The organism is Flintibacter sp., assembly GCF_046973065.1.
Genome location: NZ_JBKVXZ010000050.1, coordinates 1173 through 27747, shown reverse-complemented (window position 1 = coordinate 27747; position 26575 = coordinate 1173). Strand labels below are relative to the sequence as shown.

At 61.0% G+C, this 26575-nt stretch carries 29 protein-coding genes and 1 pseudogene; 23 read left to right on the top strand and 7 right to left on the bottom strand.

Features of this window, described 5'->3' with window-relative positions; genetic code table 11:
* Both ACLTXB_RS14800 and ACLTXB_RS14795 read left to right on the top strand, forming a co-directional pair.
* Positions 1 to 382, top strand: a pseudogene (locus ACLTXB_RS14800) (hypothetical protein); the annotation flags it as partial.
* Between the two features lie 7 nt (positions 383 to 389).
* Positions 390 to 1619, top strand: a complete 1230-nt coding sequence (locus ACLTXB_RS14795; protein WP_428227529.1) for a hypothetical protein — start codon at positions 390 to 392, stop codon at positions 1617 to 1619.
* A gap of 69 nt (positions 1620 to 1688) precedes the next feature.
* Here the strand turns inward: ACLTXB_RS14795 and rpiB are convergent, their stop codons facing one another.
* The 7 genes from rpiB to ACLTXB_RS14760 form a co-directional block, all read right to left on the bottom strand.
* Entirely contained in the window at positions 1689 to 2129 is a 441-nt protein-coding gene (rpiB, locus tag ACLTXB_RS14790) for a ribose 5-phosphate isomerase B (RefSeq protein ID WP_428227528.1), read from the bottom strand.
* 160 nt (positions 2130 to 2289) lie between these two features.
* Entirely contained in the window at positions 2290 to 4725 is a 2436-nt protein-coding gene (locus tag ACLTXB_RS14785; protein ID WP_428227527.1) for a glycogen/starch/alpha-glucan phosphorylase, read from the bottom strand.
* Between the two features lie 293 nt (positions 4726 to 5018).
* Positions 5019 to 6455: a glycogen synthase GlgA gene (gene glgA / locus ACLTXB_RS14780; RefSeq protein ID WP_428227526.1), complete on the bottom strand. Its 1437-nt coding sequence runs from the start codon at positions 6453 to 6455 to the stop codon at positions 5019 to 5021.
* Between the two features lie 107 nt (positions 6456 to 6562).
* Positions 6563 to 7675, bottom strand: coding sequence for a glucose-1-phosphate adenylyltransferase subunit GlgD (gene glgD, locus ACLTXB_RS14775; RefSeq protein ID WP_428227525.1), 1113 nt, complete (start codon positions 7673 to 7675; stop codon positions 6563 to 6565).
* Positions 7672 to 8880 (bottom strand): glucose-1-phosphate adenylyltransferase, encoded by a 1209-nt coding sequence (locus ACLTXB_RS14770; RefSeq protein ID WP_235397392.1) that lies wholly within the window; start codon positions 8878 to 8880, stop codon positions 7672 to 7674. Before ACLTXB_RS14770 ends, glgD begins: the two co-directional genes overlap by 4 nt.
* Positions 8881 to 8945: 65 nt before the next feature.
* Entirely contained in the window at positions 8946 to 11003 is a 2058-nt protein-coding gene (gene glgB / locus ACLTXB_RS14765; RefSeq protein WP_428227524.1) for a 1,4-alpha-glucan branching protein GlgB, read from the bottom strand.
* A gap of 201 nt (positions 11004 to 11204) precedes the next feature.
* Positions 11205 to 12356 (bottom strand): D-alanyl-D-alanine carboxypeptidase family protein, encoded by a 1152-nt coding sequence (locus tag ACLTXB_RS14760; RefSeq protein WP_428227523.1) that lies wholly within the window; start codon positions 12354 to 12356, stop codon positions 11205 to 11207.
* A gap of 168 nt (positions 12357 to 12524) precedes the next feature.
* On the opposite strand from ACLTXB_RS14760, the gene ACLTXB_RS14755 reads away from it, so the two are divergent.
* The 21 genes from ACLTXB_RS14755 to ACLTXB_RS14655 form a co-directional block, all read left to right on the top strand.
* The gene (locus tag ACLTXB_RS14755; protein WP_428227522.1) at positions 12525 to 12824 is read left to right on the top strand and encodes an XRE family transcriptional regulator; all 300 of its coding nucleotides are present in this window, start codon (positions 12525 to 12527) and stop codon (positions 12822 to 12824) included.
* Positions 12821 to 14077, top strand: coding sequence for a PBSX family phage terminase large subunit (locus ACLTXB_RS14750; RefSeq protein ID WP_428227521.1), 1257 nt, complete (start codon positions 12821 to 12823; stop codon positions 14075 to 14077). Before ACLTXB_RS14755 ends, ACLTXB_RS14750 begins: the two co-directional genes overlap by 4 nt.
* Before the next feature lie 67 nt (positions 14078 to 14144).
* Positions 14145 to 15287, top strand: a complete 1143-nt coding sequence (locus tag ACLTXB_RS14745) for a serine/threonine protein phosphatase (RefSeq protein WP_428227520.1) — start codon at positions 14145 to 14147, stop codon at positions 15285 to 15287.
* Complete coding sequence (locus ACLTXB_RS14740) at positions 15284 to 16216, top strand: hypothetical protein (protein WP_428227519.1); 933 nt, start codon at positions 15284 to 15286, stop codon at positions 16214 to 16216. Before ACLTXB_RS14745 ends, ACLTXB_RS14740 begins: the two co-directional genes overlap by 4 nt.
* A 33-nt stretch (positions 16217 to 16249) precedes the next feature.
* On the top strand, positions 16250 to 16591 hold the full coding sequence (locus ACLTXB_RS14735) for a hypothetical protein (RefSeq protein WP_428227518.1): 342 nt from the start codon (positions 16250 to 16252) through the stop codon (positions 16589 to 16591).
* A gap of 24 nt (positions 16592 to 16615) precedes the next feature.
* The gene (locus tag ACLTXB_RS14730) at positions 16616 to 17635 is read left to right on the top strand and encodes a phage major capsid protein (RefSeq protein ID WP_428227517.1); all 1020 of its coding nucleotides are present in this window, start codon (positions 16616 to 16618) and stop codon (positions 17633 to 17635) included.
* Positions 17632 to 17982, top strand: coding sequence for a hypothetical protein (locus tag ACLTXB_RS14725; RefSeq protein ID WP_428227516.1), 351 nt, complete (start codon positions 17632 to 17634; stop codon positions 17980 to 17982). The genes ACLTXB_RS14730 and ACLTXB_RS14725 overlap by 4 nt, the downstream gene beginning before the upstream one ends.
* Entirely contained in the window at positions 17979 to 18317 is a 339-nt protein-coding gene (locus ACLTXB_RS14720) for a hypothetical protein (RefSeq protein ID WP_428227515.1), read from the top strand. Before ACLTXB_RS14725 ends, ACLTXB_RS14720 begins: the two co-directional genes overlap by 4 nt.
* The gene (locus tag ACLTXB_RS14715) at positions 18314 to 18820 is read left to right on the top strand and encodes a hypothetical protein (protein WP_428227514.1); all 507 of its coding nucleotides are present in this window, start codon (positions 18314 to 18316) and stop codon (positions 18818 to 18820) included. Before ACLTXB_RS14720 ends, ACLTXB_RS14715 begins: the two co-directional genes overlap by 4 nt.
* A complete protein-coding gene (locus ACLTXB_RS14710; RefSeq protein ID WP_428227513.1) occupies positions 18817 to 19878 on the top strand; it encodes a phage tail sheath C-terminal domain-containing protein in 1062 nt (353 codons plus the stop codon). The genes ACLTXB_RS14715 and ACLTXB_RS14710 overlap by 4 nt, the downstream gene beginning before the upstream one ends.
* Before the next feature lie 12 nt (positions 19879 to 19890).
* Positions 19891 to 20280, top strand: a complete 390-nt coding sequence (locus ACLTXB_RS14705; protein ID WP_428227512.1) for a hypothetical protein — start codon at positions 19891 to 19893, stop codon at positions 20278 to 20280.
* A gap of 1 nt (position 20281) precedes the next feature.
* Positions 20282 to 20623, top strand: coding sequence for a hypothetical protein (locus ACLTXB_RS14700; protein ID WP_428227511.1), 342 nt, complete (start codon positions 20282 to 20284; stop codon positions 20621 to 20623).
* Between the two features lie 32 nt (positions 20624 to 20655).
* On the top strand, positions 20656 to 20913 hold the full coding sequence (locus tag ACLTXB_RS14695; protein WP_428227510.1) for a molybdopterin oxidoreductase: 258 nt from the start codon (positions 20656 to 20658) through the stop codon (positions 20911 to 20913).
* The gene (locus ACLTXB_RS14690; protein WP_428227509.1) at positions 20910 to 21497 is read left to right on the top strand and encodes a hypothetical protein; all 588 of its coding nucleotides are present in this window, start codon (positions 20910 to 20912) and stop codon (positions 21495 to 21497) included. Before ACLTXB_RS14695 ends, ACLTXB_RS14690 begins: the two co-directional genes overlap by 4 nt.
* 33 nt (positions 21498 to 21530) lie before the next feature.
* The gene (locus ACLTXB_RS14685; RefSeq protein WP_428227530.1) at positions 21531 to 22091 is read left to right on the top strand and encodes a LysM peptidoglycan-binding domain-containing protein; all 561 of its coding nucleotides are present in this window, start codon (positions 21531 to 21533) and stop codon (positions 22089 to 22091) included.
* Entirely contained in the window at positions 22088 to 23038 is a 951-nt protein-coding gene (locus tag ACLTXB_RS14680; protein ID WP_428227508.1) for a hypothetical protein, read from the top strand. Before ACLTXB_RS14685 ends, ACLTXB_RS14680 begins: the two co-directional genes overlap by 4 nt.
* A 10-nt stretch (positions 23039 to 23048) precedes the next feature.
* Positions 23049 to 23456 carry a hypothetical protein gene (locus tag ACLTXB_RS14675; protein ID WP_428227507.1) on the top strand — a complete coding sequence of 136 codons (408 nt, stop codon included), beginning with the start codon at positions 23049 to 23051 and terminating at the stop codon, positions 23454 to 23456.
* A gap of 4 nt (positions 23457 to 23460) precedes the next feature.
* Positions 23461 to 23817, top strand: a complete 357-nt coding sequence (locus tag ACLTXB_RS14670; protein ID WP_110441405.1) for a hypothetical protein — start codon at positions 23461 to 23463, stop codon at positions 23815 to 23817.
* 12 nt (positions 23818 to 23829) lie between these two features.
* Positions 23830 to 24882, top strand: coding sequence for a baseplate J/gp47 family protein (locus tag ACLTXB_RS14665; protein WP_428227506.1), 1053 nt, complete (start codon positions 23830 to 23832; stop codon positions 24880 to 24882).
* Positions 24879 to 25460, top strand: a complete 582-nt coding sequence (locus ACLTXB_RS14660; RefSeq protein ID WP_428227505.1) for a DUF2313 domain-containing protein — start codon at positions 24879 to 24881, stop codon at positions 25458 to 25460. The genes ACLTXB_RS14665 and ACLTXB_RS14660 overlap by 4 nt, the downstream gene beginning before the upstream one ends.
* A 120-nt stretch (positions 25461 to 25580) precedes the next feature.
* A partial coding sequence (locus ACLTXB_RS14655) for a DEAD/DEAH box helicase (protein ID WP_428227504.1) occupies positions 25581 to 26575 on the top strand: 995 nt, incomplete at its 3' end.

Here is a 26575-nt window from a genome sequence, read left to right as displayed (position 1 = left end):
CTCCGACGCCGAGGAAGTTGTTGTTACTGTTATCAACACCTACCTGGCTCAGGCTACCGCTGACTACAGTGAGAGCAAGGACAAGGCTACCTTCGAGATCTATGGCATCTCTGGTACTGAGACCGTTTCCGGCGAGGACTTCAACGTTGCCGACATTGCCAAGGATGACTTTGTCCTGGTGACCTATGCTGACAATGAGATCCAGACTATCTCTGATGTGGAGATCATGTCCAACGTAGAGATCAGCAAGTTCAGTGCCAATGGTTCCAATGTGACTGCTGTCACTGTGGATGGCACCAAGTATGACTCCTCTGCTACTCTGACCTATGATACCGGTGTTCTCTCCAATTACACCGCCAACAACCTGAAGGATGCCACCTAAGGCCGCTATGACTATCAACGGCGCCACTGTCTACGCCAACAGCCAGACCATCTTCCAGGTCAAGGACGGCGATGACTACGTGATCTACACCGGTATCCAGAACGTACCCAACATCAGCGACGACAACAGCACCACCAAGACTGTCGTCTTTAAGAGCTCCTCCAACATGGCCAAGGTGGTTTACATTGAGTCCGCCGTGCTGGAGAGCAACACCGCCGAGCAGGTTACCTTCGTGGTGGGCGATGCTTCCGCCGCCGAGAACAAGGACAACCGCGGCGAGTACTACACCTTTGACGCTGTGGTCGACGGCAAGGTCACCACTCTGGACGTGAAGAAGAGTTCTGCTGCTGCCTCCACCCTGAAGGCTGAGGGCATCTTCTCCGTGAAGAGCTACTCCATGGACGCCAATGGCCTGGTCACCAAGGTCAACCTGTACACCAGCGAGATCGCTTCCGTCAACGATGGTACCAAGCGCGTGGAGAATGGCGTGGTCGGCTTTGGTAACGAGAACCAGGGCTTCAGCTACTACAGCTTCCAGGATAACGCTCTGGTTGTGAAGTACGACGGCAAGGACCTGACTGTGGGCACCATCAACGGCATCAAGACCGACGCCAACGACCTGGCCACCGTTATCCTGAAGGACGGCGCTGTGAAGGCCGTGTTTATCCAGGAGGTTTCCGGCAACGTGGCTCCCGCCAACTACAAGGTGACCTACTCCGCCGGCTCCGGTTCCGGCGCTCCCCAGGAGGCTACTGCCGTTCAGGGCAAGGACTTTACCATCAGCGGCACTGAGCCCACCTACGGCAGCCACCAGTTCCTGGGTTGGTCTGACGGCGAGGGCAACCTGTACGCCGCTGGCGACGTGATTGCCAACGTGCAGGGCAACATCACCCTGACTGCTGTTTACCTCAGCGACACTGTGACCGTGGATGATGCCACTTCCTCCAGCGGCCTGGCTGCTGCCGGCGTGAAGCTGACCATCGCCCCCGCTGGTCTGGATATCTCCTCTAAGATCTCCTCCGTCAAGGCCACCGGCACTGGCACCTATGCCGAGTCCGCTGTGGGCACCGACACCGAGGCTACTGTCTCCTACTCTGACCCCAACCTGGAGCTGACCTTTACTAAGGACGATACTCTGGCCAGCTGCACCAGCGGCGACAGCATGGAGATCACTGTGACCGTCACCTTTGAGGACGGCGGTTCTAAGGAGTTTACCGTCACCTACGACTGGTCCTAACTCTCCAGCAATTGCGATTTCCCTAACATAAAAAAATCCTGGCGACCAAGGTCGCCAGGATTTTTTATGTTACTGCTCGTTTTCGATATCCATCATCAGGCCAACCCGGCGAGCGTGGCGGCCTCCCTCAAATTCAGTGGAGAGGAACACATCCACGATGCGCTCAGCCATATTGGGGCCAATGATCCCCGCACCCATGGCCAGCATGTTGGCATTGTTATGCTTGCGCGTTAATTCAGCCGATAAAGGATCGCTACACAAGCCGCAGCGGATTCCCTTGACCTTATTGGCACAGATGGAGATGCCGATACCGGTGGTGCAGATCACAATACCCTTTTCGCAGCGGCCGTCAGCTACCGCCTGGGCCGCTGCCTTTCCGAAAACGGGGTAGTCGCAGCTGTCCAAGCTGTCACAGCCGCAGTCCAGCACACTGATGCCCTTGGCCGTCAAATACGCTTTGATATGTTCTTTCAGGCGATAGCCGCCATGATCCGAAGCAATGGAAACCATAACCTTTTCCTCCTGCAAATGATTCTATTCTGACAGCTATTTCTAGCTGGCAGTCCGCTTCTTTTCTACTTTATTGTAGTGCATTTCCCCCATTTTGGCAAGAGCAGACAAAAAATAAGGTCCGCAAAAGCGGACCTTATTTTTATCGAGGGGAAATGAATCAGTCGCGGGTGGGCACGTGCCAGATATCCCGGGCATAGTCGCGGATAGAGCGGTCGGCAGCAAAGATGCCGGAGCGCGCGATGTTGATGAGGGACATCTGATTCCAGCGCTGCTGGTCAGCGTAGGTCTCCAGAGCACGGCAGTGGGCCTGACGATAGCTATCGAAGTCAGCCAGCAGCATATAGTCGTCGGCGGGGCTGCCTCCGGCGCTGCGCAGCAGACGGTCCATCAGATCGGCATAGGACTCCTTGTCGGCAAAACCGGCGGAGATCTGGTCGATGACCCGATTCAGGTCGCCATTCTGGTGGTAGTAGTCCTGAGGATGATAGCCATTGGCCTTCATGGAGGTCACCTGGTCGGCGGTGAGACCGAACAGGAAGATGTTCTCGTCGCCCAGCTTCTGGTGCATCTCCACATTGGCGCCGTCCAGGGTGCCGATGGTCAGCGCGCCGTTCATCATGAACTTCATGTTGCCGGTGCCGCTGGCCTCCTTGCCGGCGGTAGAGATCTGCTCAGACAGCTCGCTGGCGGGCATCAGCTTCTCAGCCAGGGAGACGCGGTAGTTCTCCAGGAAGACCACCTGCAGCTTATCCTTGCAGATGGGATCGGCATTGATCTGAGCGGACAGGGAGTTGATGAGCTGGATGATCCGCTTGGCAACATGATAGCCGGGAGCCGCCTTGGCGCCAAACAGGAAGGTCTGGGGAGTAAACTCCATGTTGGGGTTATCCCGCAGCTGATTATAGAGGTGTACGATGTGCAGCACGTTCAGCAGCTGACGCTTATACTCGTGCAGGCGCTTGACCTGAACGTCAAAGATGGCGTCGGTATTGAGCATGACACCGCTCTCCCGAGCCAGATAGGAGGCAAAGCGGCGCTTATTTTCCTTCTTGATGGCCTCCAGGCGCTCCAGCACGGCCTTGTCGTTCTTGTACTTCTCCAGGCCCAGGATCGCGTCGGGGTGGAGGAGATAGTCATCGCCGCCGGTGCACTCACGCACCAGAGCGTCCAGCTTGGGGTTGATCTGGGACAGCCAGCGGCGGTGGTCAATGCCGTTGGTCACGTTCTTGAACTGCTCGGGATGCATGGTGTACGCGTCGTGGAACACGTCCTTCTTCAGGATCTCAGAGTGCAGCGCGGACACGCCGTTGACGGCATAGCAGGCGCAGATGCACAGGTTGGCCATACGGACCTCGCCGTTCCAGATGATAGCCATCTTGGAGACCTTGTTCATATCGCCGCCGAAGTGCTGCTCCAGCTGACGCTGATAGCGGGCAGCGATCTCCTTGAGGATCTGCCAGATACGGGGCAGCAGGGTCTCGATGAGCCCCTGAGGCCAGCGCTCCAGAGCCTCGGCCAGCACGGTGTGGTTGGTGTAGGCCACGGTGTGAGTGACAATATTCCAGGCCTCGTCCCAGCTGTAGCCCTCCACGTCCAGCAGAATGCGCATGAGCTCGGGGATGACCAGAGTGGGATGGGTGTCGTTGATCTGGATGACGTGCTTCTCATGGAAGTTACGCAGAGTGCCGTACTGAGCGCGGTGCTTGCGCACGATGGACTGTACGGTGGCGGAAACGAAGAAGTACTGCTGCTTCAGACGCAGAGACTTGCCCTCGTAGTGGTTGTCGTCAGGATACAGCACCTTGGCAATGACCTCAGCCATGGCCTGCTGCTCTACCGCCTTCAGATACTCGCCGCGGGAGTACAGGGACATATCCACGGGCACCGGGCTCTTGGCGTCCCACAGGCGCAGCACGTTGGTGTGGTTGGTCTTGTAGCCGGCAATTTCCATATCGCGGGGAATGGCCAGCACGGTGGTGTAGCCCACATGCTCGGGGTGGTTGTGGCCCTTGTCATCCCAGTGGTCCACGATCTTGCCGCCGAACCGGACCTCCTCGGTCTCATCCATCTTGGGGATGAGCCAGGCGTCGCCCAGGCCCAGCCAGTTGTCGGCCTGCTCCACCTGCTTGCCGTCCACGATCTTCTGCTTGAAGATACCCAGCTCGTAGCAGATGGAATAGCCGGTGGCGGGGATCTCCAGGGTGGTCATGGAGTCCAGATAGCAGGCAGCCAGACGGCCAAGGCCGCCGTTGCCCAGACCGGCATCGGGCTCGATCTCAAACAGATCGGAGGCAGAGAAGCCAAGCCCCTCCAGAGCCTCCTTCAAAGTATCCAGAATACCCAGGTTGTAGGCGTTCTTCTCCAGAGAGCGGCCCATCAGGAACTCCAGGGACAGGTAGTGGACCTGGCGCTCCTGGCCCTCCCACACCTGGTTGCTGGTATTCATCTGGTGGCCGGACATGATGTCCCGCAGCACCAGAGCACAGGCCTTAAACATATGGTTAGGGGTGGCGTCTTCTACGTCCCGTCCAAAATTGCGGTGAAGTTTCCCGATAATCAGTTCGGTAAGCTGGGCCTTAGTATATTCAGCCATGATGTTGCCTCCCGTATCAAAATTCTTAATAGCATTTTTCCTGCCGCAGGTGCGGCACGGGACATATTTTACCATACTCCCGTACCCACGTCAAATGCGCAGAGCGCTCCTTCCCTAAAAATGCCAGTGATTCCGAAAAGTTTGGCGGAAATGCTTATGGGAGAAGGGTTTGCCGCCTTGGAAACGGTGATTTTGCTTGTGCAAAATTCGGTGGAAAACCGGTGCTTTTTTCTGTGTGCAGGCAAAAAAACCGGGCGGACATTTCTGTCCGCCCGGCTGACCAAATTGCTTGCTTAACCTTGGATGCGCTGATAGATATCCAGATACTGCTGGGCCGAATGATCCCAGCTGAAGTCGGCGGTCATGCCTTCCTTCTGAAGGCCGCGCCAGGCTTCCTTATTGTTGTAATAGAGGTCCACGGCCTCGCGAATGACCCAGAGCATGTCATTGGCGTTGATATCGGTGAAGGTAAAGCCGCGGCCCTCGCCGGTGAACTTGTTATAGGGGAACACGGTATCCTTCAGGCCGCCGGTCTCCCGGACGATGGGCACAGTGCCGTAGCGCATGGCGATCATCTGGCTCAGGCCGCAGGGCTCGCTCACCGAGGGCATGAGGAACAGATCCGCGCCGGCGTAGATCATGGTGGACAGAGGTCCGGAATAGGTGATCTGCGCGGAGAAACGGCCGGGATACTGCTGCTGAGCATTGCGGAAGGCCTCCTCAAACTGCCAGTCGCCGGTGCCCAGCACCACCATCTGCACGTTCATGCCCATGATCTGGTGGAGCACGTCAGTGACCAGGGAGAAGCCCTTGTGGCCCACCAGACGGGAGATACAGGCAATGATAGGCACATCTGCGTTCTCCTGCAGGCCCACTGCACGCTGCAGAGCCAGCTTGCAGGCCAGCTTGCCCTCCACGGGATCATCCGCGGTAAAGTTGGAGGCCAGACCGGGATTGGTGGCGGGGTTGTACAGATCCATATCGATGCCGTTGAGGATACCCTGGACCTTGCCGCTCTGCTGATTGATGACACCGTCCATACCGTGGGCATAGAAGGGGATCTTCAGCTCATTGGCGTAGGTGGGAGAAACGGTGGTGACGAAGTTAGAGGCCATGATGGCACCCTTCATCAGGTTCACGTCGTCGTGGTAGGCCAGCATACCCTCATTGAAGTAGCTCTTGTCCAGACCGATGACATCCTCCAGCACCTGGTCGCCGTAGCGGCCCTGATACTCGATGTTGTGGATGGTGAACACGCTCTTGGCCCGGCCCAGCTGAGGAATACGGTACTTCTCCTCCAGCAGATAGATGGGCACCAGAGCGGTCTGCCAGTCGTTGCAGTGGATCACGTCGGGCCAGAAGTCCAGCTGGCCGGGAGCCTCGATGACGGCCCGGGAGAAGTAAGCGAAGCGCTCACAGTCATCGAAGTGACCGTAGAGCTGCCAGCGCTTGAAATAGTACTCGTTGTCCACGAACCAGTAGGTCACGCCGTCGCGCTCCAGAGAGAACACGCCGCAGTAAACCTGCCGCCAGGACAGGGTGACGTTGAAATACTTCAGGAAGGTCATCTGGCTGCGCCACTCGCCGCCGATGCCCTCGTACAGGGGGAGAATTACCTTGACCTCATGACCCGCCTGGGCCAGAGCCTTGGGCAGAGAGCCGGCCACATCGGCCAGACCGCCGGTTTTAATAAACGGGGCCACCTCGGAGGAGGCAAATAAAATTTTCATATCAGTTCCCCTTTCCCAGTTCCAGATATTAAGAACAAGCAAACTCCATCCCCGGAAAGCCGGGCGGTACTCCGCCCGGCCCCCGGCGTGATGGAGTTTTACTCAGCTTACACGACCGATTCCTTCGCGATGGCCAGAGGATAGGTAAAGTGGCCCATCAGCATGCGGTCCTGATTGACGGTAACGTTTTTGTCCGCGATGACGTAAGCCAGCGAGGCGCCGCTCTTAACCACGGTACCCTGCATCAGCACGCTGTTGGACACCCGGGCGCCCTTTTCAATGGTCACGCCGCGGAAGATGATGGAATTCTCCACCTCACCCTCAATGCGGCAGCCGTCGGCCACCAGAGAGTGGTTGGACTTGGCCTCGGGGCCATAGTAAGTAGAGGGGTTGGAGCGGTCCTTGGTCCGGATGGGACGGGCGGGGTTGAACAGCTCATCCCGCACCTCAGGATCCAGCAGATCCATGGAGCGCTCAAAGTAGCCGCTCACCGACTGGAAGCGGGCCACATACCCCTTATGCACATAGGACATGAGCTTCAGGGTCTTCAGGCGGGGCTGGAGCACACCGCGGCTGAAATTGTAGATGTCATGGGCGGCGCAGTAGTCCACCATATCCATGAGCAGCTTCTTGGAGAGGATGTAGACCTCCAGGCTCTCCAGAGTCTTGTCAGCGGCCACAGGGTGGACCGACAGGTCGGTGACGCGGCCGGTCTCGTCCACTTCCACGTACTCGGAGAAGCGGGGAGCACCCTTCAGGGTGGGGGTGCAGACCATGGTCACATCGGCGCCGGAATCCAGGTGCTGCTGGAAGACCTCGGCCACAGGCAGGTTCACCGCCATGTCGCCCCAGGCCAGGATCACGTAATCCTGGCGGATATTCTCCAGGTAGTCAGCCACACCGGCCAGGGCGTCCATGTTGCCCTTATACTCGCCGCCCCGCTCAGCATAGCCGAAGGGAGGCAGGATACGCAGGCCGCCGTGCTTGCGGCTCAGGTCCCAATCCTTACCGGAACCCACGTGGTCCAGCAGGGACTGATAGCTCTGGTGAACGATAATGCCCACGTCGGTGATACCGGCGTTGACGTAGTTGGAGAGCATGAAATCAATCAGGCGGTAACGGCCGCCGAAGGGCAGGGAGCAGGTGTTGCGAGGACGGGTCAGCTCCCCCAGATTGGCATCAGAGCGGCAAGCGAAGACAATTCCGTGCAGATCGTTCACGCCTGCTCACCTCCTTTCACATCTTCACGAATCATAGCGCTGGGTTTGATCACGGCCTTGGGGCCAACGGTGACTCCACCGGCCACCACGGCAATGCCCCAATCGGGGTCGTCCGAGGGCGGCGCGCCCACGGTGGCCTCCTCCTCAATGACCGCGCCCTCCGCCACGATGGCGTAGGACACCACAGCGCCCTTCTTGACCACGGCGCCGGGCATCAGGATGGAGTACTGGATATCGGCTCCCTCCTCCACGGTGACGGAGTTAAAGAGCACCGAGTTCTCCACCACGCCGTCCACGCGGCAGCCGCCGGTGACCAGAGAGTGGGACACCTGAGCGTTGGGACCGGTGACATGGGGAGGCTTGACGGGAGTACGGGCATAGATGGGCCAGCTGTTATCATACATGCTGATGCCGCTGTTGATGGCCAGCATATCCATGTTGGCATCCCACAGGGAGTTGATGGTGCCCACGTCCTTCCAGTAACCATGGAAGCGGTAGGTCATCAGCTTCTCGCCGGCGGCGAGCATGTTGGGGATGATGTTCTTACCGAAGTCGTTGGAGGAGTTGGGATCGGCCTCGTCATCGATGAGGTACTGACGCAACTTCTTCCAGGTGAACACATAGATGCCCATGGAGGCCAGAGTGCTCTTGGGATGCTTGGGCTTTTCCTCAAACTCGTAGACCTGATCGTTCTCATCCACGTTCATGATGCCGAAACGGGTGGCCTCTTCCAGGGTGACCTCCAGCACGGAGATGGTACAGGCCGCCTGGGTCTTCTTGTGGAAGTACACCATGTCGGAGTAGTCCATCTTATAGATATGGTCGCCGGAGAGGATGACCACATACTCGGGATCATACATATCCAGGAATCCGATATTCTGATAGATGGCGTTGGCCGTGCCCTTATACCAGGTGCCCTGGTCGCCCTCACGCATGTAAGGGGGCAGGATGTGCACGCCGCCGTCGGACCGGTCCAGGTCCCAGGGCTGACCGGAGCCAATGTAGCTGTTGAGCTCCAGAGGACGGTACTGGGTCAGCACGCCAACGGTATCAATACCGGAATTGACGCAGTTAGACAGGGGAAAATCGATGATGCGGTACTTGCCGCCAAAAGGGACGGCAGGCTTGGCCACATGGCTGGTAAGGGCATACAGACGGCTGCCCTGACCGCCAGCCAAAAGCATGGCCACGACTTCTTTTTTCATACTCTCATTCACCTCTGTTATATTTTAAAGGTCCGCCTTCTGCGAAAGAAGCGCAGGCGAGAGGCTTACGCCTGATCGTCTTTCTTTTTCACGGTCTTGATCGCCTGGGTCTTTTTGGCGGCGGTCCCCGCGTCCTTTGCGCCTTCCGGCTTCTTAACCTTTCCCGAAGTTTTCTTCTCTCCCGCCTTCTCGCTGTCCTTCTTCTTGCGCACGGGAGCGCGGCGAGTGCAGCGATAGATCATCACCGACATGGGCGGCAGATCAATGGTCATGGACTGCTCCTGATCGTGGCATGGGATGTCCACACTCTTGATGGGGGCGGTGTCGCCCAGGCCCGCGCCGCCGAACTCCTCGGCATCGGTGTTGAACACCGGCGCCCAGGTGCCCGGGAAGGGCAGACCTACCTGATAACCCTTGCGATGGATGGGAGAGAAGTTTGCCACCACCACCAGGGGTCTTCCTTCCCGATCCCAGCGCAGGAAGGCCACAGTATTGGCGGTGTTGTCGTCGGCACACAGCCACTGGAAGCCCTGCCAGGAGTCATCCTGCTCCCAAAGCGCGGTCTGTTCCAGGTACATGGCGTTGGCCGCCTTGAAGAACTGGTGGATCTGGCGGTGGGGCTCATACTGGAGCAGGTGCCAGTCCAGCGAATACTCATAGTGCCACTCGTTCCACTGACCCAGCTCGGTACCCATAATGGTGAGCTTCTTGCCGGGGTGAGTGAGCATGTAGGTATAGAAGGCCCGAACACCGGCGAATTTCTCCGCGTTGTCCCCAGGCATCTTGCCCAGGAAGGAGCCCTTCATATGGACCACTTCGTCATGAGACAGAGGCAGAATGTAGTTTTCCGAGAAAGCGTACATCAGGGAGAAGGTGATATCCCGATGATTAAACTGCCGGAAGTAGGGGTCCAGCTTGATGTAATGGCAGATGTCGTTCATCCAGCCCATGTTCCACTTGAAGTTGAAACCCAGGCCGCCGTCGCTCACCGGATGGGTCACTTTGGGCCAGGCGGTGGACTCCTCGGCGATCATCAGCACATCGGGATGGGCGGCAAAAATGGCGGTATTCAGCTTCTGGAAGAACTCGATGGCCTCCAGGTTCTCCTTGCCGCCGTGGATGTTGGGCATCCAGGCCCCGTCCTGCCGGCCATAGTCCAGATAGAGCATGGAGGACACCGCGTCCACCCGCAGGCCATCGGCGTGGTACTCCTCCAGCCAGAACATGGCGTTGGAGAACAGGAAGGAACGCACCTCACTGCGGCCCAGATCAAAGACCTGGGTACCCCAGTCGGGGTGCTCGCCCTTACGGGCGTCGGCGTACTCATAGGTGGGGCCGCCGTCAAAGTGGTACAGGCCAAAGGCGTCCCGTGGGAAGTGGGCGGGCACCCAGTCCAGGATGACACCCACGCCGGCCTGATGCAGCTGGTCAATGAGGTACTTCAAATCATCAGGGGTACCGAAGCGGCTGGTGGCGGCAAAGTAGCCGGTGACCTGATAGCCCCAGGAGGCATCCAGGGGGTGCTCCATCACGGGGAGCAGCTCCACATGGGTATAGCCCATCTCTTTCACATAGGGCACCAGATACTGGGCAGTATCCCGGTAGGAGAGGAACTCCCCCTCCCTGGTGCGCCGCCAGGAGCCCAGGTGGCATTCATAAATATTCATGGGACGGCGGTAAGGAGCGTTTTTCGCCCGGTGGTCCAGCCAGCCCTGATCGCCCCAGGGATACTCCTCCAGATCATAGATCTTGGAGGCATTGCCTGGGCGGGTCTCGGCGTGGAACGCATAGGGGTCAGCCTTGGCCACCACCTTGCCGTCGGCACCGTGTACCGCGTACTTATATGTATCAAAACGCTTTAAGCCAGGAACAAAACCCTGCCAGATTCCGCCTTCCAGTTTTTCCAGCGGAGCTGCATTCTCATCCCATCCGTTGAAATCACCAAAGACGCAAACCTGCTTGGCATTGGGCGCCCAGACACGGAACACATATCCGTCCTGGCCGTCCTTTTGCCCCGGGTGGGAGCCGAAGCATCTCCACGCGTGGCAGCTGCGGCCTTCTGAGAAGGCCTCCAGCTCCAAAAACAGGTCATAATCTGATAGTTTTGTATCATATTTGACCATAGTAATCACCTCAATCTCGTCTTTTTCGCTATTTTCCCAACGAAAACGACAACCTTTCTAAATCGGAACCCCCGATATTTATATAAATTATACAACACTGTCTGTACACCGTCAAGTCAAAAGGGTGTTAATTGGAATTTTGTTCCCACCCCTGTTTCCCTGGGGCGAAAGGCCCAAAAACCTTCCGCCCCAGGGGGTTTTTTATCGTTGTTCTGCCATCAGCAGACCGCGCAGCATCCGCTGAAAAATCCCGCCAGTGGTCAGCCGCTGCACCTCTTGTCTGGAAATTATGGCCAGGGTATCCCGTGTCTCTCCGTTGACCAAAATTTCCAGTTCACCCACCTTCTGCCCCGCTTCCACCGGGGCCTCCAGGTCCTGGGCCAAGGTCAGCTTGGTGGTAACGCTTCCCTCTTCTCCCTTGCGCACCAGCACCCGGCACTCCCGCTCCAACTCAGGCTGGATCTGTCCCACGGTACCCAGCAGCACCGGAATGGGCGCCAGAGGACTTTCTGGATACACCTGCATAAGTGTATACGCCCCAAAGCCGTAATCCAGCATGGCCTTGGCGTCCTCAAAGCGGTCTGCCGCTGTGGGAGCGGCCATCACTACGGCGATGAGCTCCATGCCGTCCCGCTCCGCGGTGGCCGACATACAGTACAGGGCCGAGTCTGTGGAACCCGTCTTCAGACCGGTAGCGCCCTCATAGAAACGCACCAGTCGGTTGGTATTGGTCAGACCAAAGGCCCCGTCCCGGATGGAGTCCATCCAGATGGTGGTATACTCCCGGATGCCCGGATGGTTGAGAATGAGCTCCCGGGACATGAGGGCAATATCGTAGGCCGTGGTCACGTGGCCGGATGCAGGCAGACCGGTACAGTTGACAAAGTTAGTGTCCTCCATACCCAGCTCCTGGGCCCGCTGGTTCATCTGCTGGACAAAGGCGCTCTCACTTCCCGCCAGATACTCCGCCATAGCCACGGTGGCGTCATTGCCTGAGACCACGGTGATGCACTTGATGAGCTCGCCCACCGTCATCTGCTCGCCTTCCTTCAAATAGACCTGGGAGCCTCCCATGCCCGAGGCCCGGGCCGAGACGGTGACCACGTCCTCCCGGCTGATGCGGCCGCTGTCCAGTGCCTCCATGATGAGCAGCAGAGTCATGACCTTGGTGACGCTGGCCGGCTCCATCTGCCGTTTGGCCTCTTTCTCATATAGGATCGTCCCGGTCTCCTTCTCCATAAGCACCGCTGACGGCGCACTCAGTTCCAACGGAGACTGGGCGGCGGCCTCCTGGGCCGACGCCGTGCCGGTGAGCAAAAGCACCGCCAGCACCAGGGAACCGATTCGTTTCATATCGCTGTGCCTCCCTATCTGTGTTTCAAGTGGTATGCGATGACAGGATGTGACAACGGAGAGGCTTCTATACCGCAGAGCATGGCGGTAAATTTTTCAGTTTTTTCATATGTGACGTGAAGTGTACAACTTTTTGCTCCTTCCCCCCTGGGGTAGAGGAGGGATGTGGTGAAACGAAACAAGAAACCGCTGGATCGGGAGCAGCTGCTGGAGCAGATGCGCGCCCTGGCCTGCGCGAGGGTGAACGACGCGGTGAAGCTGGCCTACCTGCCCGAGGAGGAACGGGAGGCCATCGGAAAGCTGGACCTGTCCGCCCTGATCGAATTTCGGCGCAGCGGTGCCGGAACGGTAGAACTGAAATTCGCCGACCGGATGAAGGCCCTGGAGCGGCTGCTGGAGCTGAGCGGCCCCAGCGGAGAGGAGCAGCTGGATTCCCTTTTCCGGCGCATGGAGGATGAGGAGGAATGAAACCTCTCATCTTCTCCAAAAAACAGCGGCGGGTGCTCACCTGGTGGCGGCCCAGCTCTCCCTTTCGGAACTGCCAGGCCATCATCTGCGACGGTGCCGTGCGCAGCGGCAAGACTCTGTGCACCGGTCTTTCCTTTTTCTGCTGGACCATGAGCTGCTATCAGGACAAAACCTTTGCCCTGTGCGGCAAGTCCATTCCCTCGGTGCGGCGCAATCTCCTCAGCGACCTGCTGCCTATCTTAAGACAGCTTGGTTTTTCCTGCCGGGAGCGCGCCTCCCGCAATCAGCTCACCGTCACTATGGGCCACCGCAGCAACACCTTCTATCTGTTCGGCGGCCTGGATGAGCGCTCCGCCGCCCTGGTACAGGGCATTACCCTGGCCGGGGCACTGCTGGATGAGGTGGCCCTGATGCCCCGCTCCTTTGTGGAGCAGGTGTGCGCCCGGTGCTCGGTGGAGGGGAGCAAGCTGTGGTTCTCCTGCAACCCGGAGAGCCCCGCCCACTGGTTTTACCAGGAGTGGATCCAAAAAGCACAGGAAAAGAAAGCGCTGCGCCTGTCCTTTGCCATGACGGACAACCCCAGCCTCTCCCCCGCTATGCTGGAGCGCTACCGGACCATGTTCCAGGGAGCCTTCTACCGCCGGTTCGTGCTGGGAGAGTGGGTAAACGCAGAGGGTCTGGTGTACGACTTCTTCTCTCAGGACCTGGTGCGGGAACCCCCCCTGGATGTAAGCGGCCCCTTCTACGTCTCCTGCGACTATGGAACGGTGAACCCCACCTCCATGGGACTTTGGGGGAGGAAAAACGGGGTGTGGTACCGGCTGGAGGAGTACTACTACAACTCCCGCCAGGCGCGCAGGCAAAAGACCGACCAGGAGTACGCCGACGACCTGGAGGCCCTGGTCAAGGGCCGTCCTCTGGGCGCGGTGGTAGTAGACCCCTCCGCCGCCAGCTTCATTGAGGTACTGCGGCGGCGTGGACTGCCGGTGCGGAAAGCTCACAACGATGTACTCTCCGGCATTCGGCTCACCGCCCGGCTCCTGAAAGAGGGAAAGCTAGTCATCTGCTCCCCCTGCCGGGACGCCATCCGGGAGTTCGGCCTGTACCGCTGGGACACCAGCGGCAGCGGCGGCGACCGGGTGGTAAAAGAACATGACCACGCTATGGATGACATTCGATACTTCGCTTCTACCATTGCCGCCGGAAATTCCGGCGGTTTTTTCGCGGGAAGCGTGGAGCGGACTAGATTTTAGCCTACCCCAGTTTATGGGACAGGTCCCGGCAATACAACCGGGAATGTCTTGAAAAGGAGGAAGATACTTGAAATGGTTTGAGAAGAAAAAGCCAACAGGGAAACCACCTCAGGTCCAGCTGCGGGATTGGGAACACCACCCCTTCGGGATACTGGATCAGTACGTGCCTTTGCGCAGCGGAGAGATCGCCCTCTACCGCTCCATCCGAGAGGCAGTGCCCATCCTGGACGCAGCCATCTGGAAGCTGGTGCGGCTGTGCGGCGGGGTACAGATCCGCTGTGGGGATCCCCGGGCTCAGCAGAGACTGAGCCGTTTCTTGGCCACCGTGGACACCGGCCGGGGACAGCAGGGCATCCAGTCCTTTTTGGACCAATACCTGGACTGCATGATCACCTGCGGCCAGGGCGTGGGCGAGATGGTGCTGGACCCCCAGGGCAAGACCATTGCCGCTGTGCTGTGCGCTGACCCCGCCCTGGTGGAAATTTGGGAGGGGGAATCCCCCCTGGATTTCCGTCTGTGCGTGCGGGAAAACGGGGGTGAACCTAAGGAGCTGCCCTGGCAGCAGCTGCTGCTCTTCACCCCCTTCCAGCCGGAGGCAGAGCACCCCTACGGCGTATCCATGCTGCGCTCCATGCCCTTTCTCACCGGGGTACTGTTGAAAATCTACCAGGCTCTGGGCCAGAACTGGGAGCGGGTGGGCAACCTGCGCTTTGCCGTAGTGTGCAAACCTGACGAGAACAGCCCCCTCTCCGCCCAGGAGCGGGGCGAACAGGTGGCCAGCCAGTGGTCCCAGGCCATGCAGTCCTCCCGCCAGGGTGCGGTGCGGGACTTTGTGGCAGTGGGTGATGTGGACATCAAGGTCATCGGGGCGGACAACCAGATCTTGGACAGCGAGGTCCCGGTACGTCAGATTCTGGAGCAGCTAGTGGCCAAGACGGGCATCCCCCCCTTCCTGCTGGGGCTGTCCTGGTCGTCCACCGAGCGCATGAGCGCCCAGCAGGCCGACCTGCTCACCAGCGAGATCACCGCCATTCGCCGCAGCCTGGAGCCTATGCTCCAGCGGATCTGCCGGCTGTGGCTGCGCCTGGGCGGCTATGACGACCAGGTGAGCATTGAGTGGGAGGACATCAACCTCCAGGACATCGTAGAGGAGGCCCGGGCACAGCTGCTCCACGCCCAGGCCGAAGAGATTGGGAGGGAAGCAAGTTGAACATTACCAAAACCGCCCTGGCCTTACAGGAGGCCGAGGGGGTAAGCCCCGAGGAGCTGGCGCTCATCAATACCTGGAGCAAAAAGCCCCTCACCGCCCAGGAGGTGTACGTCTTCTCGGTGCGGCTGTGCGACAACGAGGTGGATCGGGACTATGAGCGGTTCCCCGCCCAGACACTGGAGGCTCTGGCCCCTCTGTTTCTGGGCAAGAGCGGCATTTTTGACCACAACTGGTCGGCCCGCAGCCAGGCCGCCCGGATCTTCTCCGCCCAGGTCGTTTCGGAGCCGGAGCGGGTCACCCAGGCGGGCGACCCCTACTGCTGGCTGAAAGCACGGGCCTACATGGTGCGCACCGACGACAACCGGGGGCTCATTGCCGAGATCGACGGTGGCATCAAAAAGGAAGTGAGCGTGGGCTGCGCGGTGAAGCGCCGGGTATGCTCCATCTGCGGCGAGGAGGCCGGGGCAGGCTGCGGACACCAGCCCGGACAGGTCTATGACGGAAAGCTGTGCTACCTCAGTCTGGAGGAGCCTGCCGACGCCTACGAATTTTCCTTTGTGGCCGTGCCCGCCCAGCCCCAGGCCGGCGTGGTGAAGGCCATGGGCGTGAAGCACTACGAGACACTCAAGGAGCTACTGGCCGACTACCCCCGCTTTGCCGGAGAGGTGGACAAGCTGAAGGCCCAGGCAGAGCTGGGAGTGCGGGCGCTCAAAGAGCTGCGGGAGGATGTGGTGCGGCTGGCGGCTCTGGCAGACCCCCAGGCAGAGATGAAGGTCTTGCAGAGCATGGTCAAGCACCTGGAAGAGCCTGAACTGCGGCAGCTCCAGCGGCTCTATGGCCAGAAGGCGGCCAAGAGCTATCCCCTGCAGCTGCCCTATGCACAAAAGCCCCAGTCCCTGTCCCAGGAGGACGGGGCCTTTCTGATTTGACCCAGATACTTCATGACTTAAGGAGGAACAAGAATGAATCAGGTTTCATTTGAAGAGATCGGCGCCGTGACCGCCACCTTCCTGGCCAAGGAAGACGTAGTCCCCGGCCAGGTAGTCAAGATCACCGACGACGGCCAGGTGGGCGCGTGCAGCGACAACGACGCGTTCTGCGGTCTGGCCCTGTCCAACCGCAAGGGTTTTGCCGGTGTGCAGGTGAAGGGCTTTATGACCCTGCCCATCTCCGGCTCGGTGAGCCTGGGCCAGGTCATTCTGGCCGCCGACGGCACCGGCAAGGTAAAGACCGCCTCCACCGGCGTGACCGCCCTGGTGGTCTCGGTGGACGACGCCGCCCACACCGCTGTGGTGTGCCTGTAATTTAAGAAAGGAGCGTGGATCGCGATGGCCAATCGTTATGACACTTTGAAGCTGGAGAAGGGCATGTATCAGGAGGCAGGCAGCACCTTTACCCAGGTGCTGGAGCGCCTGGACCCCTCCGAGCAGTACAAGGGTACCAGTCTGGAGGGTCTGGACGCCTTTCAGCGCCAGCTCAAGCGCTTTGACATCAAGGTAAAGGGCGCGGGCTGCGACGCGGTGGAGAAGTTCTTCCGCACCTCCGATGCCGCCGTCCTCTTCCCTGAGTACATCGCCCGTTCCGTGCGTCAGGGTATGGACGAGAGCAACCTCATCCCCTCTATCACTGCCGCCACCACTAACTTTGACGGCATGGACTACCGCTCCATTGCCGCCAAGGCCGGCGGCGAGGAGAAAGAGCTGCGGGCGGTAGACGAAGGCGCCGCCATCCCCAGCACCACCATCAAGGTGCAGGCCAACCTCATTAAGCTGCACAAGCGCGGCCGCATGCTGGTGGCCTCCTACGAGTCGGTGCGCTACCGCAAGCTGGATCTGTTCTCCGTCACCCTGCGTCAGATCGGCTCCCACATCGCCCAGATGCTGCTGGCCGACGGCGTGGACGTACTGATCAACGGCGACGGCAACGACAACGCCGCCGACGTGTTCACCACCGCCGCCTCCGACACCCTGACTTACGACGATCTGGTGGACTTCTGGGCCAAGTTTGAGCCCTACGAGATGAACACCCTGCTGGTGAGCCCCGACGTGATGGTGAAGCTGCTGAAGCTCCCCGAGTTCCAGAACCCCCTCACCGGCCTCAACTTCCAGGGCACCGGCAAGCTGTCCACCCCCCTGGGCGCCAACCTGCTGCGCACCAGCGTGCTGCCCGAGAAGACTGCCGTGGGCCTGGACAAACGCTACGCTCTGGAGCTCATTCAGGGCAGCGACGTGATGGTGGAGTACGACAAGCTCATTGACCGCCAGCTGGAGCGGGCGGCTATCACCACCATCAGCGGCTTTGCGAAGATCTTCCAGGAGGCCTCCCACGTGCTGAAGGTGCAGGCATGACCGAGCAGATCATTGCCTTAGCCATCGCCATGGGCGCTTCCGAGTCCCAGCGGGAGGTATTGGAGCCCCTGTGCGCCGCGGCGGAGCAGGCCCTGACCGCCCAGCTGCGGCCCGGAGTCACGCCGGAAAGCTGCGCCGACGCCTTTATGGTGTGCGCGGCCTGGATGGCTCTGGACGGACTTTCCGCCGCTGGTGGCAGCGGGGAGGTGACATCCTTCACCGCCGGGGATGTATCCATTCAGACCGGAAATGGTGGAAGTTCTGGCAGCCTTACAGAGCAGATCCAGCGGCTGATGGCTCCCTACCTGCGGGACGGCGGCTTTTATTTTCAGGGGGTGACGGGATGATGGATGCAGCCTGGGCCGCCCTGCTGGCCAAGTACGGCCAGCGGGTGGTCCTCCACCAGGGGAACAGTACGGTGGACGCCCGTGCCTTTCTCCAGCCCATCCGGGAGAAGGGGCAGGCTCAAAGCCTGCCCTCTCCCCTGGGCTGGCAGCGGGAGGACCGGTTTTTATATCTGGGTGACCCCAACCGTCCCTTAACAGCTAACCGCGACTGGGTGGAGTTTGAAGGATCAGGCTATGCCGTCGTCTCCGCCCACCCGGTGCATGTAGGAAACAGCGTGTCCCACATCTGGGCGGTTCTGCGGCCCAGAGACACAGGAGAGGAGGCAGGAACATGAGCACCCCCATGGAGCAAGCGGTGGAGGTGCTGTGCCAGCACCTCCGGGACCAGCAGCTGCCTGCCCGCACCGCCTGGAGCACCGAAGCCCGGCCACAGTTGGAAGCTCCGGTGATCGCGGTCTCTCTGCGAGGGTGCGAGAGCGCCCCGGCGGGCTTTTCCGGCTATCTGGGGCAGCGGCTCAATCCCGACACCCAGGCCTGGGAGGAACGGTACGGCAAGACGGTAAAGCTGACCTTTGGACTGGACCTGTATGCCGCCCCCGGCGCCGATCCCGCTGCCCTGGAGCAGATTTGGGCCGCTCTGGCCCAGGCCTGTCTGCCCCCCGGCCCCAAAGGGCTGACCGTGGGGACCTTTTCCTGCGGTGAGACCGATTATGACCAGCAGGCCCGGCTGCTCAAGCGCCCGGCCCAGCTGGTTTGCACCGCCCTGCTGGTGTCCGGCAGCACGCAGGAGCAGGGCGAGTTCCTGGACTTTGAGATCAGAGGGGAGAGAACCTTATGAATTTGACCACTCACGAGCGCCCCGGCGTCTACTCCTCCTATGACGCCTCCACCCTGGTGCGGGGCAGCGGAGGACACAAGACGGTGGACCTGGCGGCCATCAATTCCACAGCTTCCGCCGGGGTCCCCATCACCGTGACCAGCTACGAGGCGGCGGTGGCCGCTTTCGGCAGCCAGGAGGGCAAGCAGGACATGGCCGAGCTCATCCGCATTGCCCTGCTCAACGGCGCGGCCGCCGTAGTAGCCGTTCCGGTTGCCAACGAGGAGGGCTACCAGGCCGCGTTTGACACCCTGGGCGGCCTGGAAAATATCAGCGTGATGCTGTGTGACAGCACGACCCTGACGGTACAGCAGGCCCTGCGGGACAGTGTACTGTCCGCCAGCGCCGCCCGCCGGGAGCGTATTGCTGTGGTTGGCGCCGCCGCAGGCGAGGAGGTATCCGCTCTGGTGGAGCGGGCCAAGGGGCTCAACTGCGAGCGCATGGTACTGGTGGCTCCCGGCAGTGTGGACGGTGAGGATGCCGCTCAGGACGGACTGAGCGCCGCGGCCGCCGTAGCCGGAGCCATTGCCGCCCAGTCTGACCCCGCCATCCCTCTGGGCGGCGCGGAGCTGCTGGGCCTGAAGGGATTGAGTGCGCAGTACAGCGACAACGACATCGACCTGCTGGTACGGGGCGGCGTGACCGCCCTGGAGAGCGTCAGCGGTCAGGTAGGTGTGGTGCGCGGCGTCACGACCCGAACCTCCAGCGGCGAGGTGGAGGACACCACCTGGCGGGAGCTGTCCACCATTCTTATTGTGGACGATGTGATCCCCACCCTGCGTGACAGCCTGCGCAGCAAGTTCCGCCGGGCCAAGAACACCGCCCAGAGCCGGGGCGCCATTCGCACCCAGGTGGTGCTGGAGCTGGAGAACAAGAAGAGCCGGGAGATCATCACCGACTACGACCAGGTCACCGTCTCCGCTCACCCCGACGACCCCACCGTGTGCCTGGTGGACTTTACCTTCACCGTCACCCACGGTCTCAACCAGATCTGGCTGACCGCCCACATCGTCATTTAAGGAGGGATCAATTTGAGCATTACAGGATTTCCCACCAGCAGCGACATCTACCTGGAGGTAGACGGCACCAAGGTGGCCGTGGTACAGAGCTACTCCGCCCGCTCCGACAAGACCAGCCGGGCGGTGGAGGCCTTTGGCGAGGAGGAACCCGTAGCCACCATTCCCGGCCAGACCAGCCACGTGCTGGAGCTGAGCCGTCTTTACGCCACCGAAGAGGCGGTGCAGGACGGCATTGACTTCTACAGCCTGTCCGACTTCTCCCTGGTCATCTGTAAGCCCGACCGGAAGATCGTCTACTCCGGCTGCCAGTGGTCCTCCATTCAGGAGAATGGCACCTTGGGCAACATGGTGCTGGAGAAGGTGACCATTGTGGCCTCCAAGCGGCTGGAAATGGAGGCGTGAGATGAGCCCTTCCATCTTAGCCGGCCGGGATCGGATGGCGCTGGACAACGGCATGAACCTGCGGCTGCTGTCCGCCCTGGAGGTGCTCCAGGCCCGGCGGGAGGCGGACGGTCTGTGCCGCAGCAGCAGCGAGCGCGCCCTGTGCTCCAACGCCTGTCTGCTGGCCCGGGCACTGGAAACTCAGGAGGGCGAGCCCGTCTTTTCCAGCGGTGAGGCGGTGCTCTCCGGGCTGCGGGTGGAGGAGATCTCCGCTCTGGCCCGGACCTGGAGCCAATTTAATCGAGAGGAAAATCCGCCTCTCACCCTGAGCCGGGAACAGGCGGACGAGGTAAAAAAAAAGTAGCCGCGGACGGCGCTGACCGGCTGCGCTGGAAAGTGCTGCGAGCCTTTGGCGCTCTGCCCACCGAGGCGCGGGCCCGGCAGATGCGGGACCGGGACTATCTGTGGTGTCTCACCCACATGGTATTGGACCGGGAGGAGGAGCTGGAACGGCTTTGCCCCAGCTGCCGGGCTCAGAGCCAGCAGGGTCTGTGCCCCGGCTGCGGCCGGCCCATCGGAACCGTGGAGGGTGGGGTAAATCCCAACTTTGATTTCCAGCGGTTTGCAGCTCTTGGGAAGGGGGAGACGAGATGACCAACGATTTGGACAACCTGCTGGAGCAGGTAGAGGATGTTCTGGAAGAGGACGGGAGCGCACTGTGGCAGCCCGACCTCACCTCGCTGGTGCTGCCCCAGGCTCCGGAGGACCGGGCCAAGGCAAATCCGCAGGACAGCCAGGCCGGAGCGTATGCAGACCCATCGGATGCTCTGGCGGGTTTCTCCGCTCTGGAGGAACAGCAGGCTCTGCCCCGTTTTCAGCGGGCCGGGGAGGATAACTCGCAGACGCCCGGATCAAACGGCAGTGACCCCCAGGACCTTTCCCAGGGCATTGCCGCACAGTCCTCCTCCCCCGCTCTGCTGGAGCAGCTGCGGACCCTGGAGGACATCCAGGCCGGTGCAGAGGCCCTGGGCCGCAGTCAAGAAAACGGCGGCAGCCTCTCCTCCCGCGCCTTTTCCGGGCAGGGCAGCTCCGGGCTGCAGTATGACCCCGCCGCCCTGAGGGACTCCCCTCTGGCCGCCGCCGCGGCCGCGGCTCAGCAGCAGGAGGACGCTCGGGCGGTGGACCGGGCCTTTCAGCGGGACAGCCGCCGGTATGACCGGGGCTTCTCTCTGTACTGAGGAAGGAGGGATGGGGCGTTGCTTTTGACCCCCATGCGCTACAAGGAGTACGTCTGGCCCCACAATCCCAGGGTGTACTCCATCGACTATGAACGGATCATGGCAGTAAACAAGGTGCCCTTTGGTCTTTACTATCTGCAGGATCTGGGACGGACCCGGCGGGTGATGAAGGGAGAAGGCGAATTCATCGGTGAGGACGCCTATACCCAGTTTGGCCAGTTGGCCAACGTGTTTTATTCCGGCGGCCCCGGCCAGCTTATCCACCCCCTGTGGCAGACCGCCAACGCCTATTTTGTCTCCTTGCGGCTGGAGCAGGAACCTATGCGGGACTATGTACGCTACTCCTTTGAATTTTGGGAGGAGGCCAACTATTACAGCGGCCAGGTGCGCACCTGGACTGCCCAGACCAGCCAAAGTTCTGGCTCGGACCAGGCTGCTCAGGCCATCCCCATCTATTACCAGGTGGTAAAGGGGGATACTCTGTGGTCCATCGCCATGCGCTACGGCATGGCACTGAGCGATCTCATTGCGCTCAATCCCCAGATCAAAAACCCCAACCTCATTCACATTGGAGATGAGGTGAGGGTATCGTGACCGGATATGTGATTTCCGCCCAAGGGGATGCCACGGCACTGCCCGCTCCCCTGTCCTGGACGTTTCAATACACCTCGGGAGTGCCCTGTGACAGCTTTCAGGTCCGCTGTCTCTGGGAGGGCACCAACACCGTGGACCCCAGGCAATGGTGCACCTTTCAGGCCCTGGATGAGGACCAGGTAGTCTTTACCGGGGTGGTGGATGAGTGCGAGACCGCCCTCACCCCCCAAGGGGCCTGGATCGATGTGTCCGGCCGGGGAATGGCCGCCCGGCTGCTGGACAACGAGGCCCTGGGCCAGGACTACCAGGTGGCCACTCTGGCCGATATTCTCCGGGACCATGTAAGCCCCTACGGCATCACGGTGGCCAGCCAGGCCTACATGGCCCCAGTGAGCCAATTCTCTGTGGCGGTGGGCAGCAGCGAGTGGTCCGTTCTGTACGACTTTGTGCGCTACTACCACAGCATCTCCCCCCGCTTTGATTGGGAGGGACGACTGGTGCTTACCCCCTGGGAGGACAATACCCGGCTGCTGCTGGACGACGCCACCCCGGTGACGAAGCTAGTATGCCGGGACAAGCGCTACGGCGTGCTGTCCCAGGTGGTGGTGCGGGACCGGTATCAGCAGCTCACCCAGGTGGTCAACAACACGGATTTTCAGGCCCTGGGAGGCAGCCGCCGCCAGGTACTTACCATGCCGGGCAAAAGCCAGTACCAGGCCATGCGCTACTCGGGGCAGTTCCAGCTGGACCAGTCCGCCACCGAACAATTGGTACTGGAGGTGACCATTCCGGTGCTCTTTTACGGAAAGCCGGGAGACCTGGTACAGCTGCAGCGCTCCGACTGGGGGCGCGACGGGCTCTACCGGGTCAACCAGGCTCAGGTCGGGGTGGACGAGAGCGGGGGCTGGACCCGTCTGGAGCTCATGTCCCCCGAAGTTTTGGTGTGAGGTGAAGGTTATGTGGACATCCAATCGAAAACAGGATGGCAGGACCCAGGAGGCTCCCGGTGACGTGGGAGTAGTCACCCTGGGAGGCGACCCCGCAGGCGTGTATCTCAGCGGAGAGCGGCGCTGGGTGGCGGTGTACGCCCCCGGCGGCTACCAGTGGCGGCCTGCCGTGGGCGAAAAAGTATTGGTTTTAAAGGCAGGGGACCATCAGGAGTCCCCCTGTCTGGTGGGTGTGCGCCAGTCGGAACAGCAGCTGGAGCCCGGCGGGGTACGGCTTAGCGGCGGCGAGGGACAGATCGACCTGTGCAAAGACGGCATCCGTCTCACCGGGCAGGTATGGATCGGGGAGCAGACACTGGAGGACTATGTGTCCGCCATCGCCCGGGAGGTGACCCTGGAAATTTTAGGAGGAGGCTGACCGCTTGGAACGAAAACTCAGTGGAGGGGACTATCTCCCCGGTTCGCAGGGAGGCGTACAGTCCCTGGATGGGGCTCAGGCCCTGCTGCAGCGGGTGCTGTTCCGGCTCACCGCCCGGCGGGGCCAGTTCCCCTTCCTGCCCGAGATGGGCAGTCGGCTCTATCAGCTGTGTCGGGACGGAAAGCCCTCCGCCCGCTCCGCCCTGGCCCGGCAGTATACCGTCCAGGCGCTGGAGAGTGAGGAGGATCTGACCGTCACCGATGTGCAGTGGACTCAGCTGGAGGGCAGCCGGGGACATTTGCAGGTCTATCTGGAATGGCAGGGAGAACCCCTGTCTGTGTCCCTGGACATTACCGGGTAAGGAGGGATCGACATGAAAACCATTGATGAAATTTTCGGAGAGATGCTCTCCTGCCTGGAGGAACAGACCGGTCTGGAGCCCGAACCCGGGTGCGACCTGTCGGTGCGGATGTACGCTGTGGCCGCCCAGGTCTACGCCCTGTACATCCAGGCCCAGTGGGTCACCCGCCAGGCCTTTCCCCAGACGGCGGAGAGCGACTATCTGGATCTCCACGGTCAGCTGCGGGGACTTACCCGCAAGCAAGCCACCCAGGCACTGGGCTCCATCCGTTTTACTGCCCAGAGCTCTGACACTGCCCGCACTATCCCACAAGGTACCGTGTGTCTGACGGCGGATATGGTGCGCTTTGAGACCACAGAGGACGGGATCATCGCCCCCGGCGAGGCAGAAGTTGACGTCCCTGCCCAAGCCTTGCTCCCCGGCGCAGCGGGCAATGTATCTGCCCGTGCTATCACCGCCATGGCGGTAGCTCCGGTGGGGGTGTCCGCCTGCACCAATCCCCTGCCCTTTACCGGAGGCAGCGACGCAGAGGGGGATGAGGCCTTCCGCACCCGAATTCTGGACACCTACCAGCGCCTGCCCAACGGAGCCAACATCGCCTTCTACGAACAGGGTGCGCTGTCCTTTGACCAAGTGGCGGCGGTGTCCGTTCTGCCCCGCAGCCGAGGCATCGGGACCGTGGACGTTGTGGTGGCCACCCTCAGCGGACAGCCCGATGAGGAGCTGCTGGGACAGCTGCAGGAGTACTTCCAGTCCCGGCGGGAGATCGCTGTGGATGTGAAGGTCCTGGCCCCTGAGGCCCTCACCGTCAATGTCTCCATCCAGGTAAAGGCCAAGGAAGGGGCTGACCAAGAGGCGGTAGAGCAAGCCGTGGAGGAGGAGGTGCGCCGGTGGTTCTCCGGGGAACGACTGGGCCGCAATGTGCTGCTGGCCCAGCTGGGCAGCGTGATTTACAGCTGTGAGAACGTGGAAAACTACGCCATTCTCTCCCCTGCCGCCGACCAGGCGATAGAGCTGGATCAGCTGCCCACCTTGGGCACCCTGACGGTGGAGGCGATGGTATGAGCTACGCCCAGTATCTCCGCCAGCTGCTGCGCCCCCTGGGCGTCTACGATGTAGAGGGCCGCTATCTCAGCGGCGAGCTGGAGGCGGAAGGTCTTGCCCTGGATGGGGTGGAGAGCGTTCTGGACGAACTGCAGCGGGAGGCCAATCTGGCCACCGCCGAGGACTGGGGGCTGGAACGCATTGCCGGCCTGCTGCGCCGCCGTCCTCCCGCCTCCACCACCAAGGCCATGCGGGAGGCTCTGGCCGCTCTGCTGCGCATCAGCGGAGACAACTTTACCCTGGAGGCCATCAACGACACCATTGCCGGCTGCGGAGTGATTGCCCGGGTGGATGAGACCGACGAACCTGGCACCGTGGAGGTCTGGTTTCCCGAAATTCCAGGCATCCCTCCCGCCTTTGAGGAGATCGATAAGATCATCTCCGACATCATCCCCGCCCACCTGCTCATCCGCTACCGCTTCTGGTTTATCACCTGGGAGCAGCTGGAGCAGCGGCTGCCCACCTGGCAGGACATTGAAGAGAAGCATCTCACCTGGGAACAGCTGCAGTCTTATGTGGAACCGGGAACTCAGACATAACAAATTTCAAGGCCGCCGGGAGCACACCGCTCCCGGCGGCCCTTTTTCTGCCGCTTTACGCACCCCGTCGCTTATGTTAAAATGGGGGTCTGAACTTATCTCAGAAGGGAGGCGCACACCTTGGATATCACCCTGAACACCCCGCTCACCGACTTTCCCGGCGTAGGGCCTGCCCGGAGCGCCAAGCTGGAAAAGCTTGGGCTTACCCGGGTCCGGGATCTGATGACCTACTTTCCCCGGGACTATGAGGACCGGCGGAAGATCTGGTCCATCCGCTCCGCTCCCCTGGGGGTAAAGGTGTGCGTCCAGGCCATGGCCGCCGAGCATCCCCGGCTCAGCCGCATCCGCAAGGGCATGGAGCTGGTAAAGGTAAAGGCGGTGGACCACGCCGGTGCCCTGCACATCACCTTCTTTAACCAGTCCTATGTGGAGCGAGCCATCCAGGCTGGAGAGGAGTACGTCTTTTGGGGCGTGGTGGAGGAGCAGGGCAGCCGCCGCACCATGGTCAACCCCATCTTTGAGCGCACCGACCGTCAGGCGGTCACCGGCTGTATTCTTCCGGTCTACCCTCTGACGGCCGGCATTTCCAACCACTTGCTCTGCTCTCTCATCCGTCCGGCGGTGGAGGCCTGTGCCTCCCAGATGCCGGAATCTCTCCCCCGGTCGGTGCGGCTGGAGCACGAGCTGGCCCAGACGGAATTTTCCTTCCGCAACATCCACTTTCCCGACTCCCCCGAGAGTCTGGACCTGGCCCGGCGGCGGCTCACCTTCGAAAAGCTCTTCTACCTGTCCACCGGTCTGGCCATGCTCAAGCACCGCCGGGGCGATGCGGCGGGTCGGGTGGTGCCCTCCCGCCCGCTGGAGGAATTTCTCTCTCTGCTCCCCTTCCCTCCCACCCAGGCCCAGCGCCGGGTGATGGGAGAAGTAGCCGCTGACCTCAGCTCCGGCCGGTCCATGAACCGGCTGGTCCAGGGCGACGTGGGCTCCGGCAAGACGGTAGTGGCCGCCTGGGGAGCCTACCTGGCCGCCAAGGCCGGGATGCAGACCGCCCTTATGGCTCCCACCGAGGTGCTGGCCCAGCAGGCGATCGACTATCTGAAGGATTATCCCGGCGC

Coding starts and splice junctions, on each gene's coding strand:
- ACLTXB_RS14760 (WP_428227523.1), bottom strand. CDS start 12,356: ATGAAACGAATCGGTTCCCTGGTGCTGGCGGTGCTTTTGCTCACCGGC.
- ACLTXB_RS14770 (WP_235397392.1), bottom strand. CDS start 8,880: ATGAAAAAAGAAGTCGTGGCCATGCTTTTGGCTGGCGGTCAGGGCAGC.
- ACLTXB_RS14785 (WP_428227527.1), bottom strand. CDS start 4,725: ATGGCTGAATATACTAAGGCCCAGCTTACCGAACTGATTATCGGGAAA.
- ACLTXB_RS14690 (WP_428227509.1), top strand. CDS start 20,910: ATGACCAACGATTTGGACAACCTGCTGGAGCAGGTAGAGGATGTTCTG.
- ACLTXB_RS14730 (WP_428227517.1), top strand. CDS start 16,616: ATGGCCAATCGTTATGACACTTTGAAGCTGGAGAAGGGCATGTATCAG.
- ACLTXB_RS14700 (WP_428227511.1), top strand. CDS start 20,282: ATGAGCCCTTCCATCTTAGCCGGCCGGGATCGGATGGCGCTGGACAAC.
- ACLTXB_RS14660 (WP_428227505.1), top strand. CDS start 24,879: ATGAGCTACGCCCAGTATCTCCGCCAGCTGCTGCGCCCCCTGGGCGTC.
- ACLTXB_RS14665 (WP_428227506.1), top strand. CDS start 23,830: ATGAAAACCATTGATGAAATTTTCGGAGAGATGCTCTCCTGCCTGGAG.
- ACLTXB_RS14750 (WP_428227521.1), top strand. CDS start 12,821: ATGAAACCTCTCATCTTCTCCAAAAAACAGCGGCGGGTGCTCACCTGG.
- rpiB (WP_428227528.1), bottom strand. CDS start 2,129: ATGGTTTCCATTGCTTCGGATCATGGCGGCTATCGCCTGAAAGAACAT.
- ACLTXB_RS14710 (WP_428227513.1), top strand. CDS start 18,817: ATGAATTTGACCACTCACGAGCGCCCCGGCGTCTACTCCTCCTATGAC.
- ACLTXB_RS14715 (WP_428227514.1), top strand. CDS start 18,314: ATGAGCACCCCCATGGAGCAAGCGGTGGAGGTGCTGTGCCAGCACCTC.
- ACLTXB_RS14675 (WP_428227507.1), top strand. CDS start 23,049: ATGTGGACATCCAATCGAAAACAGGATGGCAGGACCCAGGAGGCTCCC.
- ACLTXB_RS14725 (WP_428227516.1), top strand. CDS start 17,632: ATGACCGAGCAGATCATTGCCTTAGCCATCGCCATGGGCGCTTCCGAG.
- ACLTXB_RS14735 (WP_428227518.1), top strand. CDS start 16,250: ATGAATCAGGTTTCATTTGAAGAGATCGGCGCCGTGACCGCCACCTTC.
- glgA (WP_428227526.1), bottom strand. CDS start 6,455: ATGAAAATTTTATTTGCCTCCTCCGAGGTGGCCCCGTTTATTAAAACC.
- ACLTXB_RS14720 (WP_428227515.1), top strand. CDS start 17,979: ATGATGGATGCAGCCTGGGCCGCCCTGCTGGCCAAGTACGGCCAGCGG.
- glgB (WP_428227524.1), bottom strand. CDS start 11,003: ATGGTCAAATATGATACAAAACTATCAGATTATGACCTGTTTTTGGAG.
- ACLTXB_RS14685 (WP_428227530.1), top strand. CDS start 21,531: ATGCGCTACAAGGAGTACGTCTGGCCCCACAATCCCAGGGTGTACTCC.
- ACLTXB_RS14795 (WP_428227529.1), top strand. CDS start 390: ATGACTATCAACGGCGCCACTGTCTACGCCAACAGCCAGACCATCTTC.